Annotated in this window: 16 protein-coding genes; 6 read left to right on the forward strand and 10 right to left on the reverse strand. The window is 75.3% G+C overall.

The genetic code is table 11. The annotated features are described in order from the left end of the window. Positions 1-118: 118 nt before the first annotated feature. The gene (locus GBN72_RS00350) at positions 119-322 is read right to left on the reverse strand and encodes a cold-shock protein (RefSeq protein WP_108952184.1); all 204 of its coding nucleotides are present in this window, start codon (positions 320-322) and stop codon (positions 119-121) included. 346 nt (positions 323-668) lie between these two features. Between GBN72_RS00350 and GBN72_RS00355 the strand changes: the two genes are divergently transcribed. Together GBN72_RS00355 and GBN72_RS35790 are read left to right on the forward strand one after the other, a co-directional pair. Beyond that, positions 669-1,346, forward strand: coding sequence for an ATP-binding cassette domain-containing protein (locus GBN72_RS00355; RefSeq protein WP_151769582.1), 678 nt, complete (start codon positions 669-671; stop codon positions 1,344-1,346). Next, a complete protein-coding gene (locus GBN72_RS35790; RefSeq protein WP_151769583.1) occupies positions 1,343-3,064 on the forward strand; it encodes a hypothetical protein in 1,722 nt (573 codons plus the stop codon). Before GBN72_RS00355 ends, GBN72_RS35790 begins: the two co-directional genes overlap by 4 nt. A gap of 35 nt (positions 3,065-3,099) precedes the next feature. Here the strand turns inward: GBN72_RS35790 and GBN72_RS00365 are convergent, their stop codons facing one another. The 6 genes from GBN72_RS00365 to GBN72_RS00390 all read right to left on the reverse strand — a co-directional run bounded on the left by GBN72_RS00365 (position 3,100) and on the right by GBN72_RS00390 (position 11,399). Next, positions 3,100-3,717 (reverse strand): helix-turn-helix domain-containing protein, encoded by a 618-nt coding sequence (locus GBN72_RS00365; RefSeq protein WP_151769584.1) that lies wholly within the window; start codon positions 3,715-3,717, stop codon positions 3,100-3,102. 40 nt (positions 3,718-3,757) lie between these two features. Continuing rightward, positions 3,758-5,722: an ABC transporter ATP-binding protein gene (locus GBN72_RS35795; RefSeq protein ID WP_151769585.1), complete on the reverse strand. Its 1,965-nt coding sequence runs from the start codon at positions 5,720-5,722 to the stop codon at positions 3,758-3,760. Next, on the reverse strand, positions 5,719-6,573 hold the full coding sequence (locus tag GBN72_RS00375; RefSeq protein ID WP_151769586.1) for an ABC transporter permease: 855 nt from the start codon (positions 6,571-6,573) through the stop codon (positions 5,719-5,721). The genes GBN72_RS35795 and GBN72_RS00375 overlap by 4 nt, the downstream gene beginning before the upstream one ends. Next, positions 6,570-7,541 carry an ABC transporter permease gene (locus GBN72_RS00380; protein ID WP_151769587.1) on the reverse strand — a complete coding sequence of 324 codons (972 nt, stop codon included), beginning with the start codon at positions 7,539-7,541 and terminating at the stop codon, positions 6,570-6,572. Before GBN72_RS00380 ends, GBN72_RS00375 begins: the two co-directional genes overlap by 4 nt. Then, complete coding sequence (locus GBN72_RS00385) at positions 7,538-9,646, reverse strand: alpha/beta hydrolase family protein (RefSeq protein ID WP_246212186.1); 2,109 nt, start codon at positions 9,644-9,646, stop codon at positions 7,538-7,540. The genes GBN72_RS00380 and GBN72_RS00385 overlap by 4 nt, the downstream gene beginning before the upstream one ends. Positions 9,647-9,755: 109 nt before the next feature. After that, positions 9,756-11,399, reverse strand: coding sequence for an ABC transporter substrate-binding protein (locus tag GBN72_RS00390; protein WP_151769588.1), 1,644 nt, complete (start codon positions 11,397-11,399; stop codon positions 9,756-9,758). Between the two features lie 287 nt (positions 11,400-11,686). On the opposite strand from GBN72_RS00390, the gene GBN72_RS00395 reads away from it, so the two are divergent. The 3 genes from GBN72_RS00395 (at position 11,687) to GBN72_RS00405 (ending at position 13,836) form a co-directional block, all read left to right on the forward strand. Next, on the forward strand, positions 11,687-12,493 hold the full coding sequence (locus tag GBN72_RS00395; RefSeq protein ID WP_151769589.1) for a peptidoglycan DD-metalloendopeptidase family protein: 807 nt from the start codon (positions 11,687-11,689) through the stop codon (positions 12,491-12,493). 129 nt (positions 12,494-12,622) lie between these two features. Next, a complete protein-coding gene (locus GBN72_RS00400; protein WP_151769590.1) occupies positions 12,623-12,997 on the forward strand; it encodes a DUF2255 family protein in 375 nt (124 codons plus the stop codon). A gap of 212 nt (positions 12,998-13,209) precedes the next feature. Then, the gene (locus tag GBN72_RS00405) at positions 13,210-13,836 is read left to right on the forward strand and encodes a LysE family transporter (protein ID WP_151769591.1); all 627 of its coding nucleotides are present in this window, start codon (positions 13,210-13,212) and stop codon (positions 13,834-13,836) included. Positions 13,837-13,848: 12 nt separating this feature from the next. Here GBN72_RS00405 and GBN72_RS00410 read toward each other — a convergent pair whose 3' ends face one another. The 3 genes from GBN72_RS00410 to GBN72_RS00420 form a co-directional block, all read right to left on the reverse strand. Continuing rightward, positions 13,849-14,232: a VOC family protein gene (locus GBN72_RS00410; protein ID WP_151769592.1), complete on the reverse strand. Its 384-nt coding sequence runs from the start codon at positions 14,230-14,232 to the stop codon at positions 13,849-13,851. Positions 14,233-14,340: 108 nt separating this feature from the next. After that, positions 14,341-15,927 (reverse strand): alkaline phosphatase D family protein, encoded by a 1,587-nt coding sequence (locus GBN72_RS00415; RefSeq protein ID WP_151769593.1) that lies wholly within the window; start codon positions 15,925-15,927, stop codon positions 14,341-14,343. 290 nt (positions 15,928-16,217) lie between these two features. Continuing rightward, complete coding sequence (locus GBN72_RS00420) at positions 16,218-16,847, reverse strand: TetR/AcrR family transcriptional regulator (RefSeq protein ID WP_151769594.1); 630 nt, start codon at positions 16,845-16,847, stop codon at positions 16,218-16,220. Between the two features lie 196 nt (positions 16,848-17,043). On the opposite strand from GBN72_RS00420, the gene GBN72_RS00425 reads away from it, so the two are divergent. Continuing rightward, positions 17,044-18,591 carry an MDR family MFS transporter gene (locus tag GBN72_RS00425; protein ID WP_151770852.1) on the forward strand — a complete coding sequence of 516 codons (1,548 nt, stop codon included), beginning with the start codon at positions 17,044-17,046 and terminating at the stop codon, positions 18,589-18,591. The last annotated feature ends 31 nt before the right edge of the window (positions 18,592-18,622 follow it).

The following is an 18,622-nucleotide window of genomic DNA, read 5'->3' on the forward strand; positions in this document are numbered from 1 at the left end:
CGTCCGGGCGGGCGACGGCGGCGATGCGGCCGGGCCGTCGGGTGGTGCGGGGGAAAGCACGGGACTGGGGCCCGCACCCCGAAAAGTGCGGGCCCCAGTCCGTCGTACGTGTCCGGCGTCAGGCAGGAACGATGTTCTCGGCCTGCGGGCCCTTCTGGCCCTGCGTGACGTCGAAGTTCACCTTCTGGCCCTCCTGAAGCTCACGGAAGCCGGAGGTGGCGATGTTCGAGTAGTGGGCGAAGACGTCGGGGCCGCCGCCGTCCTGCTCGATGAAGCCAAAACCCTTTTCCGAGTTGAACCACTTCACGGTGCCAGATGCCATATTGAATCTCCTTCTGGGGCAGTGCCCGGAACCACACCGTGTGGAACCGGAGTCGCTGCGATGATTTCCCGTCCGGAGATGTCCGGCAAGCGGTGAAACCGCCGAAAACAAAAAGAGTGCTCGTCGACGAAAGGGTCGGAAGAGCACTCGAAGCCTCTGGGAACCAAAACTGCAACTTCTGCGACCGTAGCACAGGTGGAGGGCCGGTGGGCCGGTCGGGGCGGCCGAGTGACGGGGGTCTCCACCCCGCCGCCCTCCCGCGTGGTGTGATGATCGCCTGGCGGCGGCGGGCGGGAACCGCCCGCGGGGGAGGAGCGGGAACCGCCCGCGGGGGAGGAGCGGGGCGATGGGACCTGCGGTTCTGCTGACGGCCACGGGAGTGAGCCGGAGCTACGGGGAACGCGTGGCGCTGCGTACCGTCCGGCTGGACGTCGCGCGCGGCGAACTCGTCGCGCTGATGGGACCGAACGGGTCGGGCAAGTCCACCCTGCTGCGGATCGCCGCCGGACGGGACGCGCCCGACGCCGGCACGGTGGTCTTCGACGGGGCGCCGATGACCGAGAACGACCCCCGGGTGCGGGCCCGGGTCGCCGTCGTCGCCGACACGCCGAGCTGGTACCCGGACCTCACCGTGCGGCAGCACCTGGAACTGGTCGCGGTCGCCCACGGGGTGGAGCGGGCGCGGATCGACGCGGTCCTGCGCGAACTGCGGCTGGACGGCCACGGCGGCTCCCTCCCGGGGGCGCTGTCCTCCGGGCAGCTCCAGTCGCTGCTGCTGGCCGCCGCGCTGATCAGGCCCCGCGACCTGCTGGTGCTCGACGAACCCGAGCAGCGGCTCGACCCCGGCGCGCGCCGCCGCCTCGCGGACGTCGTCCGCGCCGAGGGCGCCCGGGGCACCGCCGTCCTCTACGCCACCCACCACCGCGAGCTGGCCCGCGCCGCCCACCGGGTGGTGCTGATCGAGGACGGCGCGGTGGTCGCGGACGGTCCCGCGGACGAGGTGCTCGCCGGGACGCCGACGTGAGCGGCACGGCGCGGGCGGGCGCACGCGACGAGGACCGCGGGCACGACGGGCACGGGGACGGCGGGCACCGGGACGGCGGGCACCGGGACGGCGGGCACGGGGACGGCCCTCGCGAGGCCCGTCCCCCCGAGGACCGGACGGCGGAGGTCCGGGCCTGGCTGCGGGCGCGGCGCGGGGCGGGGCGCAGGCAGCGGTTCGCCTCCCGCCTCTGGACGGCCGTGGTGCTGCTCGCCGGGTGGTACGGCCTCTTCCTGGCCGGCCTGCTCGCCGAGGTGCGGGAGCGGCCGTTCGCCGCGCACGCCGACGTGAGCGGGGACGTGCTGCCCGCCGGACTCGCGGCGGCGGCCGCCGCGGTCCTGTGGGCGACCGTGCGCGACGCGCTCTGGCGGGGCCCGGTGACACCGCCCCGGCCGGACGTGGACTGGCTGCTGGCCCTGCCGGTGCGGCGCAGGGCGGTGCTGCTGCCGTGGTGGGCGCTGTCCGCCGGGATCTGGGCGGTGGCCGCGCTGCTGCTCGGGGTCGCCGGAGCCGCCCTGCTCGCGGCCACCGGCCTGGGCGCCCTGGGCCCGCTGACGGCCGCCTGCGCCGGCGGCGCGCTCTGCACGGCCCTGCTCGCCGTCGCGTCGGCGACGCTGGTCCAGCGCTCGCGCAGGGCCGCGGGCGCCGTCCACCGGGTCACCCCGTGGGCCGTGGCGGCGCTGCTGCTGATGGGCGTTCAGGCCGTCGCCGCCGCCCGTGGGGAGAGGGCGCGGTGGCTGGAGACGGCGGAGCTGTGGTCCGGACCCTGGGGATGGGCGGCGCAGCCCGTGCTGGCGGCCGCGGGAGGCGCGGCCCCGCTGTGGCCGGTGGCGGCGCTGCTGCTGGTGTCGCTCACCGCCGCGGTGCTGGCGCTCGCCGTGCGCCACGTGGGCGACATCCCGGCCGGGACGCTGCGGGCCCGGGCACGGGCCGCCGACGGCGTGCTGGCCGGCCTCCTCGCGTCGGACCCGCGCGTGGTGCGCCTGGCGACGGCCCGGGCGCGGGAGGCGAGGGGCCGGGGCCGGACCGCGCGGTGGGCCGGGAGCCTGACCGCGCCGCGGTCCCCGCGTCCGCTGATGGCGTGGCGGGACACCGTGGCCCTCCTCGCGGCGCCCCGGCGCACGGCGTCGGCGGTGGCGCTGCTGCTCCTCGCCGCGGCGGTGGTCACGACGGCCGGCGGCGGGCCGGCGGCGACGGCGGTGGCGGCCCTGGCGGTCCACGGCGCGGCCGCCCGGCTCCTGGAGCCCGCCCGGCTGGACGGGGACGACCCGCGCCGGGCCGCCTGGTCGCCCCGGCCGTTCGAGTGGACCGTGCTCGCCCACGCGGTGGCGCCGACGGCGGTGCTGACGGCCGTGTCGACGGTGGTGGGCGCCGGGGCGGCGCTGCTGGGGGAAGGCCGGCCGGCGCTGCCGTTCCTCGTCGCGGCGGTCCCCGTACTGGTTGCCGCCGGGCTGGTCAGCGCCTACCGGCCGCCGACCCCCGCCGCGCTGCTGTACGGGTCGGCCGCGCTGGCCGGCGCCGGACCGGCGCTCGCCCTGCTCCGGCACGCCGCGGGACCTCTGACGGGCGTCACGGCGGTGACGGCGCTCCTCGGCGGGACGCAGGGACCGACGGCGGTCCGGACCGTGGCGTGCTGGGCGGTGGCCGCGGCCATGCTGGCCTGGGCGCGGCGGCGCGCCAGGGCGCTGGTCCGGCTCTGAGCGCCCGGCCGGCGCCGGGGGCCGGTGGGCGGCCGTCAGTGGCGGGGGTGGCCGACCATGGTGAGGGTGACGGCGGGGGCCGCCTCGGTGCTGTAGTAGTGGCTGCTCAGACCGGAGAACCGGGCGCTGTCCCCGGTGCCCAGTCGGTGCGGCTGCCCGTCGACGGTCAGCGTGACCTCGCCGGAGAGGACCACCACGTACTCCACCGATCCCGCCCCGTGGGAGCTCAACTGGCTCTGCGCGTGCGGGTGCAGACGGGTGCGGTACAGCTCGACGCGGCCCGGCTCGTGCCCCGCGAAGAGCAGGTTGACGGCCGTCTCGCCGGGCGGCTCGTCGAGGTCGGCGGCGCGGACGATCTCCGGGCGCAGCAGGGGGCGGCGCAGCAGCTCGTCGCAGGTCGTCCCCAGCGCCTCGGCGATCCGGACCAGCACCTCCACCGTCGGGTTGGCCTCGGCACGCTCGATCTGCGACAGCAGCGCCTTGCTGACCCCCGTCGCGGCGGACAGCTCCCGCAGGCTCAACCCCCGTGCCAGACGCCGCCTGTTGACGTTCCCGGCGAGCGAGGCGCGGGTGCCGGAGGCGGCCGGCGCGGCGGATCCCGCCGGGTCGCCGGCCTGGGGCGGGACCGTCGCCCGGGTCGTCGTCCCGGTCACCGGAGCCTCCTGGGTCGTCGCAGGTCAGGGGTGGCCGACTCTACCGTGGGGCGGGAACGGCGGCGAGCAGCCGGCGGGTCTCCGGGTGCCCGGGGGCGTCCAGCACCCGGGCGGCGGGCCCGGTCTCGACGATCCGGCCGTCGTGCAGCACCGCCACGTGGTCGGCGATCTGCCGCACCACGGCGAGGTCGTGGGTGATGAACAGCACGGCGAAGCCCTGGTCCCGGCGCAACTCGTCGAGCAGGTTGAGCAGTTGGGCCTGCACCGAGACGTCCAGCGCGGCGACCGCCTCGTCGCAGATCAACAGCCGGGGCCGGGCCGCCAACGCCCTTGCCACCGCGACGCGTTGACGCTCGCCGCCGGACAGGGCGGCGGGGCGCCGGGCGGCGTACCGCTCGGGCAGGCCGACCTTGGCCAGCAGCGACTCCACGGTCTCCGCGCCGTCCCCGCGTCCGCCGCGCCGGGCCGCGTCCAGCGCCTCGCGGAGGGTGGCGCCGACGGTGCGCAGCGGGCTGAGCGAGGCGTACGGGTCCTGGAAGACGATCTGCGCGTGCCCGGCCAGCCGGCGGCGGTCGGCGGTCGAGGGACGGCGGCCGGGGGGGAGGTCGACCGGGCCGGTGCGGACCGTGCCGGAGTCGAAGGTCTCCAGGCCGATGGCGATCCGCGCCAGCGTGGTCTTGCCGGAGCCCGAACGCCCCACGAGCGCGGTCACCTCACCGGCCGGGACGGTCAGCGACACGTCGGCGAGGACCTGCCGGTCCCCGGCGGCGGATCCGAACCGGCGCCCGACGTCGCTCACGACCAGTGCGGCGTCGTCCGTCTCCGGGCCGGTGCCCGCCGCGCCGTCCGCGGCGGCCTCGCCGGCGGGCGGGTCGAGCGGCCCGAGCCCGGCGGCGCGCAGGCAGGCGGTGGCCCGGCCGCCGGCGTCCGCGGCGTGCGGCCCGGACAAGCCGGGGTCCGGGGCGGACGTGCCGGGGTCCGTGGCGGACGCGGAGGCGCGGGGCGCCGGGGTGCCCGCCCCGCCGGCGGTCGCCGGGGCGAGGGGCACGAGGGCCACCGGGGTGGTCCGGCACGCCGGGGCGGTGAAGGCGCAGCGGTCGGCGAAGGGGCAGCCGGGGCCGCGTTCACCGGGGGCGGGGACGGAGCCCGGGACGGCCGTCAGGCGGGGGCGGCGTTCCCGGGCCGAGGGCTCGGAGGCCAGCAGGGCGGCCGTGTAGGGGTGACGGGGCGCGGTGCGCAGCGCGTGCGAGGGGCCGTGCTCGACGACCGTGCCCGCGTACAGCACGTGGACGCGGTCGCAGGCGGAGAAGGCGACCCGCAGGTCGTGGGTGATGAGGACCAGCCCCATGGCGCGCTCCCGCCGCAACCGCCCCAGCAGGTCGAGGACGGCGGCCTGGGTGGCCGTGTCCAGCGCCGTGGTCGGCTCGTCGGCGATCAGCAGGTCCGGGTCGCCGGCGAGCGCGGCCGCGGTGGCGACCCGCTGGAGCATGCCGCCGGACAGCTCGTGCGGGTAGCGGTCGGCGACCGACGGCTCCAGCCCGACCTCGGCCAGACGCCGCTCCACCTCGGCGCGCCGCGCCGCGCGGACGGCCCGGCCGCGGCCGCCCTGCCCGCGCAGCCCGTCGGCGATCTGCCGGCCGCAGGTGAGCTGCGGGTGCAGCATCGCGAACGGGTCCTGCATCAGCAGCGCGATCCGGCGGCCGCGCAGCGCGGCCCGCGCCCGCGGGGCCAGGCCGAGGACCTCCTCGCCGCCGAGGCGGACCGTGCCCTTGGTGACGTCCAGGCCCTCGGGGAGCAGGCCCGCGACGGCCCGCATGGTCAGCGACTTGCCGCTGCCGGACTCGCCGACCACGCCGACGCACTCGCCCGGCGCCACGGTCAGCGACACCCCGTCCACGACGAGGGCGCGGGCCCCGGAGGCCACGGCCACGGACAGGCCGTCGACCGCGAGGAGCGGTTCGGGCGCGGTGGTGGACGTGGTGGTGGCCGCGGTGGTGGTGGTCACGACTTGCCTCGCTTGGAGAACGCCTCCAGGACGCGGTCGCCGAGCAGGTTGAGCACGACGGCCGAGAGGACGATGAGGACGGCGGGCGCGAGCGCCGCGCTCGGATTGGTCCAGAGCAGGTTCCGGTTCTCGGAGAGCATCCGGCCCCAGTCCGGGGCGCCCGGCGGGACGCCGAGGCCGAGGAAGGACAGCGAGCTCAGCGAGACCACGGCGCCCGCGAAGTTGAGCAGCGTGTTGGCGAACACCACCGGCAGGGTGTTGGGCCAGATGTGGCGCAGCATCACCGTGCGCCCAGGGAGCCCCAGCGTCTCCGCCGCCTCCACGTAGGGCAGGTGCCGCTGCTCCAGCGCGGCGGTGCGCACCAGGCGGATGTCGGAGGGCGAGGTGAGCACGATCAGCGCGCAGACGGCCAGCGCCCAGCCCCCGCCGCCGATGCCGGCCACCACCAGGGTGACCAGCAGCGCGGGCACGGCCAACAGCAGGTCGGCCCAGCGGCGGACCAGGACGTCGGTCCAGCCGCCGAGGTACCCGGCGAGGAGGCCGAGGACGTTGCCGATCACCATCGAGCCGAGGGCGACCAGCGCGGCACCGGTCAGCGTGGACCGGGCTCCGGCGATCACCATCTGCGCGATGTCCCGGCCCAGCTCGTCGGTGCCGAGCAGGTGACCGCCGCCGGGCATCCGGGCGCCCGCGGTGATGTCCTGGGCGTCCCAGTGCGGCAGCAGCGTCTGGCCGAACAAGGAGGCCGCCAGCAGCAGGAAGGCCACCAGGACGCTGAGCGCCGTCAGCGGCCGCAGGCCGGACGGGCCGGGCAGGCCGCGCGGGCGGCCGAGGGCACGGGGGGAGGTCATCGGCGCTCCTTCGGCCGGCGCGGCGCGTCGGCGGCCGGGCGCAGGCGCGGGTCGATCAGGGGCTGGGCGAGGTCGGTGAGGAGGCCGGCCAGGCAGACCAGCACGGCGATCAGCAGCGCCTCCGCCTGCACCAGCGGAACGTCGCGGTAGGTCACCGAGTCGACCAGCAGCGAACCCAGGCCCGGCAGCGCGAACACCTGCTCCACCATCACCGTGCCGGCCAGCAGGTAGGCCACCACCAGCCCGACGCCGGTGAGCACGGGCACCAGGGCGCCGCGCAGCACGTAGTGGACCAGGATCCGCCGCTCGGCGACCCCGCGGGCGCGCGCGAACACCACGTGCTCCTTGTCGAGCTCACGGATCACCGCCGCCCGGGTCAGCTTGAGCAGCACCGCCGTGACGCCCAGGGCCAGCGCCACCGCGGGCAGCACCAGGTGCGGCAGCCGGTCGCCGCCCGTGCCGGGGCCGTACGCGGGGAACCAGCCGAGCATCAGCGAGAAGACGTAGATCAGCACCAGACCGCCCGCGAAGGCCGGGGTGGAGAGGGCGATCAGCGAGGCGGTCTGCACGGCCCGGTCCGTGGCCCGGTACCGGCGCAGTGCCGCGAGGACACCGCCCGGGACGCCCAGCAGCACGGCGATCGCCAGCCCCAGCCCCACCAGCTGCCCGGTCAGGGCGAGCCGTCCGCCGATGGTCGCGGACACCGAGGCGCCGGTGCGGATGGAGGTGCCCAGGTCCAGCCGGAGCGCGTCGCCCGCCCAGCGCAGGTACTGCACGGCGAACGGCTGGTCGAGGTGGTGCCGGGCGCGGACGGCGGCCAGCGCGTCCGGGGTGGCGTTGCGCGGGCCGAGCAGGGTGCGGGCCGGGTCGCCGGGAGCCGCCTGGAGCAGCGCGAACACCGCCACCGACAGCACGAGGAGCAGCACCAGCGTGCCGCCGAGCCGGCGCAGGACGTAACGCGCGGTCATGGGCCGTCGCCTCCCTCGGGTGTGCCGGTGCCGGTGCCGGTGCCGGCTCGGGTGACGGAGCCGGTGTCCATGTCGGTGTGCGTGCCGGTCCGGGTGCCGGTGCCGTCGAACGGCAGGTGCCGGGCCAGCCACGCCTCGGCGCGGGCCGCGGCGTCCAGCACCCGGGCCGGGTCGGTGAACTCGTGACCCTCCTGCGGGTACACGCAGAGCTCGGCCGGCGCCCGGCCGGCGCGGCGCAGCGAACGGTACAGCTGGTGGGCCTGCCCGACCGGGGTGACCCGGTCCTCGGCGCCGTGGATGATCAGGGTCGGGGTGCCGGACCCGCCCTCGGCGGCGACCGCCGAGCGCTCCCGGGCGGGGTGGATCCGGTAGGCGTCGTCGTAGCCGCCGCCGATGTTGCTGGTGTCCCGGAAGCTCGACCAGTCGGTGGGCGCGGAGACGACCACGGCGGCGCGGAACAGGTCGGTGCGGGCGGCGGCCAGCGCGGCGAGGTGGCCGCCGTAGCTGTGGCCCAGCACCGCCACCCGGTCCCCGTCGGCCCGGCCGGCGGCGACCAGGTGACGGACGCCGCAGAGCACGTCCTCCAGGTCGCGCCCGCCGACGTCGCCGACCACGGCACGGGCGAAGTCCAGCCCGCGCCCACTGCTGCCGCGCGGGTTGGGCAGCAGCACCAGGTACCCGGCCGCGGCGAGCGCCGGGGCGAGGCCCAGCACGTCGCCGGGGGCGTGGGCGGAGGTCCAGAGCCAGGACGGGCCGCCGTGCAGCAGCACCGCGAGGGGGCGCGGACCGGCGGGGGAGGGCCCGTCGCCCTCCAGCAGCAGACCGTGCACGGGCGTGCCGTCGGGGGAGTCCCAGGCGGTGACGGTGGTGCGCAGCCCGCCGATCCGCAGGCCCTCGTTGAGCGAGGTGACCGGCCGCCAGCGCCAGGCGTCGGGGCCGTGGGTGGCGGCGACGACCGCCTCCGCGGGCCGCCCGGGGGCGTCCAGCACGGCGGCCGCGGTGCGGCCGTCGGCGCTGAGCGAGAGGGCGGGCGTGAAATGGGAGCCGGTGAGTGTCACCGGGCAGCTCCAGGAGGCCTCGGTCCCGCCCCCGGCCGGGGTGCGGCCGACGCGGGAGCCGAAGCCGTCCCAGCCGGCGTGCCACAGCGCGGGGGCCCCGGAGCCGCCGGGAGTGCCGGGCGAGGCGAACTCGAGCCAGGTCACGTCCTCCGGCCCGGCCCGGTGCGTGGCCTCCCCGGTCGTCAGGTCCACGACCACGGGGCGTCCGGCGACGATCGAGATGCCCTCCACCACGGCGGCATGACGGCCCTCCGCGTCGATCGCGGGCGCGGTGAGCTGCCCCTCGGGCACGTACAGGGTGCGCGCGGCGCGGGTGGTCAGGTCGACCGCGGCGAGGCGGGCCTCGTAGTAGCCGGAGGGCAGGGTGTCCTCGGAGACGGTGGCCACCGCGAGGTCGCCGCCGCGCCAGGCCGCGTTCCAGACGGTGAGCCCCTCGGGGCCCACCTCGCGCAGGGCGCCGGTGGCCAGGTCGGCCAGGTGGAGGCGGCGCAGGCCCAGACCGGGCGCGAACCGCTCCGGGTCCGGCGCGGGGCCGAGCCGCACCGGCAGCCCCAGGCTCATCCCGTCACGCTCCGCGCCGTCGTCCGCGGTGAGCAGCAGGGCCCGCGTGCCGTCGTCGGACAGCAGCAGGTCCTCCACCTCGCCCGGGGCGCGGAGCAGGGTGCGTACCGCGCCCGTGACCGTGTCGAGCAGGGCCAGGTGCGGGTGGCGGCCGGGCTCCCCGGCCTCCCCGGGCTCCCCGGCCTCGTCGGGGTGCGCGACGTGCAGCAGGGTGCGGGAGTCGGGGAGCCAGCGCGGGGTGTGGCGCCAGGTCGTGCCGTCGTCGGCGGCCGAGACGGCGTCCCCGGCGGAGGAACGTTCCGTCGCCGGGGTGAGCACGATGCGGGTGTGGTCCGGACCCATGGCGGTGACCGCCACTGTGGCCCCGTCGGGGCTGATGCGGGCCTCGGCGGGGTGGACCAGCCGCAGCATGGCCTCCCGCACCCGCCGCACGGCGTGTGCCGTGGGCCGGTCCGGGGACGGGAAAGGGGCGGCGGGGGGAAGCATGCGGGGTCCGTGTGTAGTCGTGGGAACGAGCGGGTGGGCGGGGACGGCGCGGGGGCCGTCGTCCCCGCCCACCGGTCGGGGAGCCGCGGGGCGGCTCGCGGGGAGGGTCCTAGGCGGCCTTGCGGATGCGGGTCGCCCAGGGGCCGACGAAGGCGAACGGGCCGGGCTCCTGGAGGACGATGTCCCGGGAGAGCGCGGTCGCGGTCTGCGCCCACCACAGCGGCAGGTAGGGCAGGTCGCCGGCGGCCGTGGTGACCGCGGTCATCAGCTTCCTGCCGCGGCTCGCCGGGTCGGTGTCCGTCTTGGCCCCGTCGAGGGCCTTGTTCACGGCCGGCTCGTCGTAGTGGGCGATGTTGGTGGCGGTGGCCGCCGCGTTCAGGTAGGCGTCGGCCAGCTCCGCCGGGTCGCCGGTGACCGGGAAGTACCAGAGGAACTGCAGCGGCTGCTTGCCGGAGCCGAGTTCGTTCACCCAGGCCTCGAGGGTGATCTCCTTGACCTTCAGGGTGATGCCGAGCTTCTTCAGCGAGTCGGCCAGCGCCAGGGCCGCCTTGCCGACCTGGGGACCGCTCGCCGGGTAGTGCAGCTCGGCGGTGAACCCGTCCGCGTGCTTCGACTTCTTGAGCTCCGCGCGCGCCTTGTCCAGGTCGAAGGCGTACTCGGGGATCTCCGCGTAGGCGGCGCGCACCTCGTCGGCCGGCATCAGGTCGCCCCACATGGCGGGGGACACCAGGGCGTTGGCGATCTCCGCCTTGCCCTGGAGGATGCCCTCGACCATGCCCTCGCGGTCGGCGGCGCACGCGACGGCACGGCGCACGTGCGGGTCGTTCCAGGGGGCCTTGGAGGTGTCGAAGGCGAGCGAGACCACGGAGCGGTCGGCGGTGTAGCCGACCTCGGCGGCCGAGCCCCAGCCCTCGGTCTCGTCCGAGGCGAGCGCGAGCGCGCCGTCCACCTCGCCGGACTTCATGGCCACCAGGCGGGTCCCGGCGTCCGGCACGAAGGAGAGCTTGAGCTTGCCGGCCGCGGGCTTCTCGCCCCACCAGCGCGGGTTGCTCTCCAGCAGCACGTGGCTGTCGGCGGCGAACTCGGTGATCCGGTACGCGCCGGTGCCCAGCAGCAGGGTCTTCTCGGTGCCGATCTTCCCGCGGTTGGCGCGCAGGAACTTCTCGCCGCCGATCGGCAGGCAGCCCGGGGCGACGCTCCACAGGAAGGCGCCGTCGGCGGCCTTGAGCCGGACGGTGACCTCGTGCGAGCCGGTGGCCTCGACGGACTTCACCCCGGCGAAGGCGTAGGCCAGCACGGAGGCGTTCTCCGGGTCGCGGATCTCCTCGATCGAGGCGACCACGTCGGCGGCGGTGAAGGGGGTGCCGTCGCTGAAGACGACGCCACGGCGGAGCGTGAAGACGTACGTCGTGGCGTCCGGCTGCTTCCAGGAGGTGGCCAGGCCCGGCTTCAGGTCGCCGGCCGGCGTCACCGACAGCAGCGACTCCTGGACCAGCGTGGCCACCAGGTAGTTCAGCACGCCGGACTCACGGCCGACGTCCAGCGAGGAGATGGAGGACGGCAGGGCGAAGGTCAGCTCGCCGAGCGGCACGTCGGCGCCCTGGGCCGCGCCCTTGCCGGAGTCACCCTGGTCGGCGGCCTGCGGCGCGCACGCCCCGAGCAGCCCCGAGGCGGCGAGCACGCCGGCCCCGGCCGCGGAAAGGCTCAGCAGTCTGCGGCGGCTCAGCGCGCCGCCGGTCTCCGAGGCCGACATCGGGCCACCGTCCTCACTCTGTACTTCGGAACGTCGTGGCTCTTCCGGTCATTCGTCCACCAGAAGTGCCCACTTGGGCGGTGACAGTAACCGAAGCGGTTTGACGCAGTCAAAGTGCGCCTTATGTGCGAGACGAGGGGAGGGTGCATACGATCTGGACAGTCATATAAGAGCAAGAAGCGCGGCGGGGTGGTGGACGGCCGGAACCCGCCCTTGCCGGAAGCGGGGGACGGGCCCTACGTTCCGGGCGTCCCGCGTCGTTCCCCCCCCGGCCCAAGGAGCATTCCTTGTCCCTGCTCAGACGCCTCCCCGCCCTGCTGGCCACCGTGCTGCTCGCCCTGACGGGCCTCGCCGCCGCACCCGCGCAGGCCGCCCCGGACGCGGTCGCCGCCGCCCCCAACTTCAAGGCACCGTTCCCCTGCGGGCAGCGCTGGACGTACAGCCACCACTCGGCCGAGGTGCGCCGGGCCCTGGACTTCGTCCGCGCCGACGGCGGCGCCACCGCCGGCACCCCCGTCCTCGCCTCCGCGGCCGGCACCGCCACCCGCTACTACCAGGCGGGCGGCGCGGGCAACTACATCGTGATCGACCACGGCGGCGGCTGGCGCACCTACTACTTCCACCTCGCCGCGTACTCCGTGGCGAGCGGCGCGTCCGTGGGCCAGGGCCAGCAGATCGGCACCACCGGCTCCACCGGCAACTCCTCCGGCGCCCACATCCACTACGAGCAGCTCTACAACGGCACCGGACAGAACATCGTCATCAACGGCGCCGCGCTCTCCTACCCCGGCTCCTACAACCAGGCCTACCTGACCAGCGACAACGGCTGCGGCGGCAGTGGCACGGGCGTCCCCTTCACCACCTGGGGCAGTGGCGTCAACGTCCGCGCGGACGCCCGGCTGAGCGCCCCCGTGGTCGCGACCCTGAGCGGGCCCACCGCCGTGCGGGTGCTGTGCCAGAAGCAGGGCGACACGGTCGCCGCGGAGGGCTACAGCAACAACTGGTGGAGCAAGCTGCGCGACCAGAACGGGTTCGTCTCCAACATCTACATCGACCACCCCGCGGCCCAGCTGCCCGGCGTGCCGCTCTGCTGACGCTCCCCGGTGCGGGGCGTCCGGAAGGGCCGGCGTGGTCCGTCCGGACGCCCACCGGTGGCGTGCGCCCCGCGGAAACGTTCCGCTGGGAGCAGGCGTGCACCGGACCGCAGCGAGGAGCCGAGAGTGATGACCACCTGGACCCGGACCGAACTCGCGGCCATCGGCGAGGCGGAGGAACTGGAGATCGCCTCGGTGGGCGAGGACGGCTCGCTCAGCGACTGGCGCACCATCTGGGTGGTCCGCGACGGCGACGACGTCTACGTCCGGTCCGTCTACGGGCCCGGCTCCCGCTGGTACCGGGGGACCCGCGCCCGCCACGAGGGCCGCGTCCGGGCGGGCGGCGTCGAGCGGGACGTCACCGTCGTCGACGCCGACCCGCGGCTCAACGACCGGGTCGACGCCGCCTACTACGCGAAGTACGAGGCCTACCCGGCCTCCCTGGAGACCATCCTCGGCGAAGCCGCCCGCTCCACCACCATGCGGCTCGACCCGCGGGACTGACCCCGCTCACCGCCGCGCCGTCCCGCCCCGCCCTGCCCCGCCCCGGCGCGGCGCGGTCCTGCGGAAATCGGCTTGCGCCGTCCCTCCCGCGCCGCCGACCATCGGCGCATGAACTCCACGCCCGCCCGCCCCCTGCCCTCCTCCGACGCCCGGTCGGCACGGGGCCGACAGCGGCGGCACGGCGGCCCGTGCGGGGCGGCCCCGGCCCGGCGGTGAACACCGCGCTGGTCGCGGGGCTGCTCGCGGGGTACGGGGTCGCCGTCCCGGTGGGGGCGGTCGGGGCGTACCTGGTGACGCTGACCGCGCGGACCACGCCGCGCACCGGCGCCTGCGCGGCGCTCGGGGTCGCCACGGCCGACGGGCTGTACGCGCTGCTGGCCGTCCTCGGCGGTTCCGCGCTCGCCGCGGTGATCCGGCCGTTCGCCGACCCGCTGCGGTGGGTGTCCGCGCTGGTGCTCGTCGCGGTGGCGGCGGCCGGAGCCGTCGGCGCCGTCCGCCGCCACCGCGCACGGCGGTCCGGGACCCGGACCGGGGAGAGCCCCACCGGTCCGGGCCGGGCCTACCTGACGCTGCTGGGGATCACCCTGCTGAACCCCATGACGGTGGTCTACTTCGCCGCCCTGGTGCTCGGCGGCCGGGCCGCCGTCGATCCCGCGCCGGCGGAACAGGCCGTGTTCGTGCTGGCCGTCCTCGCCGCCTCCGCGAGCTGGCAGCTGCTGCTCGCGGGAGGCGGCGCGCTGCTCGGGCGGGCACTGACCGGGGAACGGGGGCGGCTGGTGACCGCCCTCGCCTCCAGCGCCCTGGTCACGGCTCTGGCCGTGCGGCTGCTCCTGCCGTAGCGGGCGGCCGGCCTACCAGCCGCCGTACGGCACGGTGATCAGTTCCATCGCATGGCCGGCGGGATCGAGGAAGTAGACGCCGCGGCCGCCGTCGTTGCGGTTGATCTCGCCGGGGCGGGTCTGCCGCGGGTCGGCCCAGTGCTCGATGCCGCGGGCCCTGATCCGCGCGTAGGCCGCGTCGAACTCCTCCTCGGAGACGAGGAAGGCGTAGTGCTGGGTGGCGATGTCACCCTCGGGGACGGTGGCGAAGTCGAGGGTGACGCCGTTGTCGAGGGCGACCGCGACGAACGGCCCCCATTCGGCGGTGACGGCGAGGTCCAGCAGCTCCGCGAAGAAGCGGGCGGACTCCCGGTTGTCCCGGGCGTGGACGATGGTGTGGTTGAACCGGACGGACAAGGTATGCCTCCAACGGGCATATCCCGGCACCTCCATGCCCCACCCGGTCGGTGGCCGGCACGCGATGCGGCCACCGACTCTAGGGCAGACCCCGACCCCGGGGAAAGGTCAGATCTGGACCCCCGGCACCCGGTCCTCGACGACCACCGTGGCGCGGGTGGTGACCGGCGCGCCCGGCCGCTGGACGTAGGGCAGGACGCGGAAGTCGGTGGTCCAGCGCCGGTGGTCGACGCGGACACGGGCGTAGCCGCGCTGGGAGTTGAAGAACTTCATGTGCGGGTTGGCCGCGAGGAACGTCTCGCCGTCGGCGGTCATGTCCGCGCCGTCGCCGCCGCTGGTGATCGACGTACCGACGAACTCCGCGCCCACGGTCGGCGATCCGGGGTCCTGGTAGTCGCGCTTGAGGTCCCAGGCGTAGTTCTGGTGGCGGTCCCCGGTGACGACGACGAGGTTGCGCACGCCGCGCCGGTCGGCCTCGGCGAGGAGGCGGTTGCGGTCGGCGACGTAGCCGTCCCACGGGTCGAGCCAGACCAGTTCGGCCGGACCGGGGTCCTTGTCGGTCTGCCCCATCGGGGCCTGGTTGCCGAGGATCTGCCACTGCGCGGGGGAGCGGGAGAAGTTCTTCAGCACCCAGTCGCGCTGCCGGGCGCCGAGGATGGTGCGGTTCTCGTCGAACCGCGCGGTGCTGGTGGCCGACTCGCCGTCGCCGTCGGGCTGGTCGTCGCGGTACTGGCGGGTGTCCAGCATGGTGAGGTCGGCGAGGCGGCCGTAGGAGAGGCGGCGGTAGGCCTGGAGGTGGGGGCCCTGCGGCATCTGCGTGTGGCGCAGCGGCTGGTGCTCGTAGAGCGCCTGGAACGCGGCGGCGCGGCGCGCCCGGAAGACGGCGGGGTCCTGGTCGGGTTCGGTGTCGGCCTGGGAGAGGTCGCCCGCCCAGTTGTTCTCCACCTCGTGGTCGTCGAAGGTGACGACCCACGGGAAGCGGGCGTGGGCCTTCCTCAGCGGTTCCTCGGACTTGTAGAGGCCGTACTGGAGGCGGTAGCGGGCCAGGTCGAAGGTCTCGGTGTGGAACCTGGGGTCGGTCGTGACGCCGCGCCGGTTGGTGCGCACGCCCGACTCGTACAGGTAGTCGCCGAGGTGCACGACGAGGTCGAGGTCCTCCTCGGCCAGGTGGTCGTACGCCGTGAAGTAGCCGTCCTGCCAGGCCTGGCAGGAGGCGAAGGCGAACCGCAGGTCGGCGGGCTTCACGTGGGCCTGCGGGGTGGTGCGGGTGCGGCCGACGGGGGAGATGTGGCCGGCGGCGCGGAACCGGTAGTAGTACACGCGGTCGGGAAGCAGGCCGCCGACCTCCGGGTGGACGGAGTGCGCGAGTTCGGGGGTGGCGACGACGCTGCCGCGGCGGACGATCAGGCGGAAGCGGCGGTCGGCCGCCACCTCGTACTGCACGCGGACCGGTACCCGCGGCATGCCGCCCAGGCCGTCGGCGGCGTGCGGGTCGGGGGCGAGCCGGGTCCACAGGACGACGCCGTCCGGCAGCGGGTCACCGGAGGCGACGCCGAGCGTGAACGGGTCGTCGGCGATGACGGGGGCGGCCCACGCGGAGCCGGAGGTCCAGAGTCCGGTGCCGAGCATCAGGGCTGCGGCGCCGGCGGAGCCGTGGCCCAGGACGCTTCTGCGGGACCGGTGCAGGTCGGCCATGGTGCCTCCTCGGAGGTCGGGCTGGGACATCCGGAAGGCTGCTCCCCGGCGGTGACATGGTGAGGGTGCCGGAGTGGCTGGTACGTGAATTCGCGTGACGTGACGCGCCGAAAGGGTTCACCGGGACGACGGCCGACGCCCCGTCAGGGTGGCGCGGCGGTACGGCCGCACGCGCGGCGGGTCACATGCGGCACGCGGCGGGCCGGATGCCGCACGCGCGGCGGGTCGCGTGACGTGGACGGGCGGGTCGCGTGCGGGGAGGCGGGGCGGTCACCCGCCGGACGTGCCGTTCAGTCGCGCCCGGCGCCGGGTCCGTCGAACGGCCGGCCCATCAGGCGCAGGACCTCGTGGACCAGGTCGAGCAGTTCGCCCGGGTGCTCGGTCTCCACCCAGGCGCGCATCGCGGTCCGCATGGAGGCCAGGAACGCCGCCGCGAGGACCCGCGAAGGGAGCGGCTCGGCGCCCCGTCCGGCGAGGACGGCGGCCAGGTCCTGTTCCAGCCGCGCGTGGGTGGCGAGCTGCCGGCCCAGCAGGGACGGGTGGCGCAGGGCGAGCCGGGTACGGGTGATCGTCTCGCGGTCGGGGAAGACCGGGCCGGGCTCCAGGGTGCGCAGGGCGGCGCCGAGCGCGGCCCAGGGGGACTCGCCGGAGGGCCGGTCGGCGACCTCGCGCAGCAGGGCGGCGGCCTGCTGCTCCTCGCCCCACAGGACGGCGTCCTCCTTGGTGGCGAAGTAGTTGGAGAAGGTCCGGCGGGAGACCCCGGCCTCGTCCGCGATCGCCTCGACCGTGACGTGGTCCAGGCCGTGCTGGACCGTCAGGCGCAGCGCGGCGCGGTGCACCGCCTCGCGGGTGGCGGCCTTCTTCCGTTCGCGCAGGCCCGGGGCTCCGCCCGGGGCGGCGGTGCGGTCGGTGATGTCCATCGCGGCAATGGTAAGGCCAAGGCAAGAAAAATGCCCAATGAGCAAAGTTGCACAGTGTGCATGTATCTTGAAGACATCCCCCTCACTTCCCGAGGGCATTCCCTTTTCCTCGTTCCTTCTCCGGAGGTCCTTCTTGAGCGCGCCCGTCGCCGACGCCACCGATGCCGCACCGCCCGGGGGTGACGCCGCCCCGAAGATGGGTCACCGGGCCGTCCTGAGGGCGATGAGCGGCCTGCTCCTGCTGCTGTTCGTCACCATGATCAGCAGCACCATCGTCTCCGTCGCGCTGCCGCAGATCATCGGAGCGCTGAAGGGCACGCAGTCGCAGTACACGTGGGTGGTCACCGCGATGCTGCTCACCTCGACCGCCTCCACGCCGATCTGGGGCAAGCTCGCCGACCTCTTCAGCAAGAAGGCGCTGCTCCAGACGGCGATCGTGATCTTCTTCGTCTCCTCGCTCGGAGCCGGCTTCGCGCAGAACACCGAGACGCTGATCGCCTTCCGCGCCGTGCAGGGCCTCGGCATGGGCGCGCTGCAGGTCCTGGTCCAGGTGATCATCGCCGCGATGATCAGCCCCAAGGAGCGCGGCCGCTACAACGGCTACCTCGGCGGCGTGATGGCCGTGGCGACGGTCGGCGGACCGCTGCTCGGCGGCGCCATCGCCGACGCCTCGTGGCTCGGCTGGCGCTGGTGCTTCTTCTTCGCCCTGCCGTTCACGGCCGTCGCCTTCGTGATCCTCTCCAGGACGCTGAAGCTCCCGGTGGTGGAGCGCGGCGGCGACAAGCCCAAGGTCGACTACCTGGGCGCGACCCTGATCGCCGCCGGCGTCAGCCTGCTGCTCCTGTGGGTCACCTTCGTGGACAACGAGTTCGCCTGGATCTCCTGGGAGACCGGCGCCATGGTCGGCGGCTCGGTGGTCCTGCTCGGCCTCGCCGTGTTCGTCGAGTCGCGGGTCCCCGAGCCCGTCGTGCCGCTGAAGGTCATCAAGCGCCGTGACCCGGCGCTGGCGATCATCGCGAGCCTGGCGGTCGGTGTGGCCATGTTCGGCGGCGCCGTCTTCCTGGGCCAGTACTTCCAGATCGGCCGCGGCTACTCGCCCACCAAGGCCGGCCTGATGACCATCCCGATGATGGCGGGCGTGCTGATCTCCTCGACGATCGCGGGACGACTGGTCTCCAAGAGCGGCCGGGTCAAGCCGTACATCGTCTCCGGCACCGTGATCCTCACGCTCGGCTTCCTGACCCTGTCGGTGATCGACCACACGACGCCGATGTGGCACGTCTTCGGCGGCATGTTCCTCATCGGCGTGGGCGTCGGCATGTCGATGCAGAACCTGGTCCTCGTGCTCCAGAACACCGTGCCGCTCGCCGAGCTCGGCGCGGCCAGCGCCTCGATCACCTTCTTCCGCTCGCTCGGTGGCACCATCGGCGTGTCGGTCCTCGGCGCCGTCCTCGCCAACGGGGTCTCCACGAAGATCGCCGACGGCCTGCGCAAGCTCGGCGTGGACACCTCGGGCGGCGGCGCCGAGGCGGGCGGCAACCTCGACATCGCCGCCATGCCCGCGCCGATCCAGGAGATCGTCCGCGCGGCCTACGGCGAGGCCACCGGCCAGATCTTCCTGGTCGCGGCGGCGGTCGCGGTCCTCGGCATCGTCGCGACCCTCTTCCTCACCTCCACCGAGCTGCGCGACAGCGTGGACCTCGAGGTCGAGGGCGCGCAGGGCCAGGAGACGGCGAAGGTCTGATCCCGGTCCGCTCCGCACGCCCGTGGGGCCG

Origin of the sequence: Streptomyces abyssomicinicus, assembly GCF_008974245.1 — a bacterium.
GTDB lineage: Bacteria > Actinomycetota > Actinomycetes > Streptomycetales > Streptomycetaceae > Streptomyces > Streptomyces abyssomicinicus.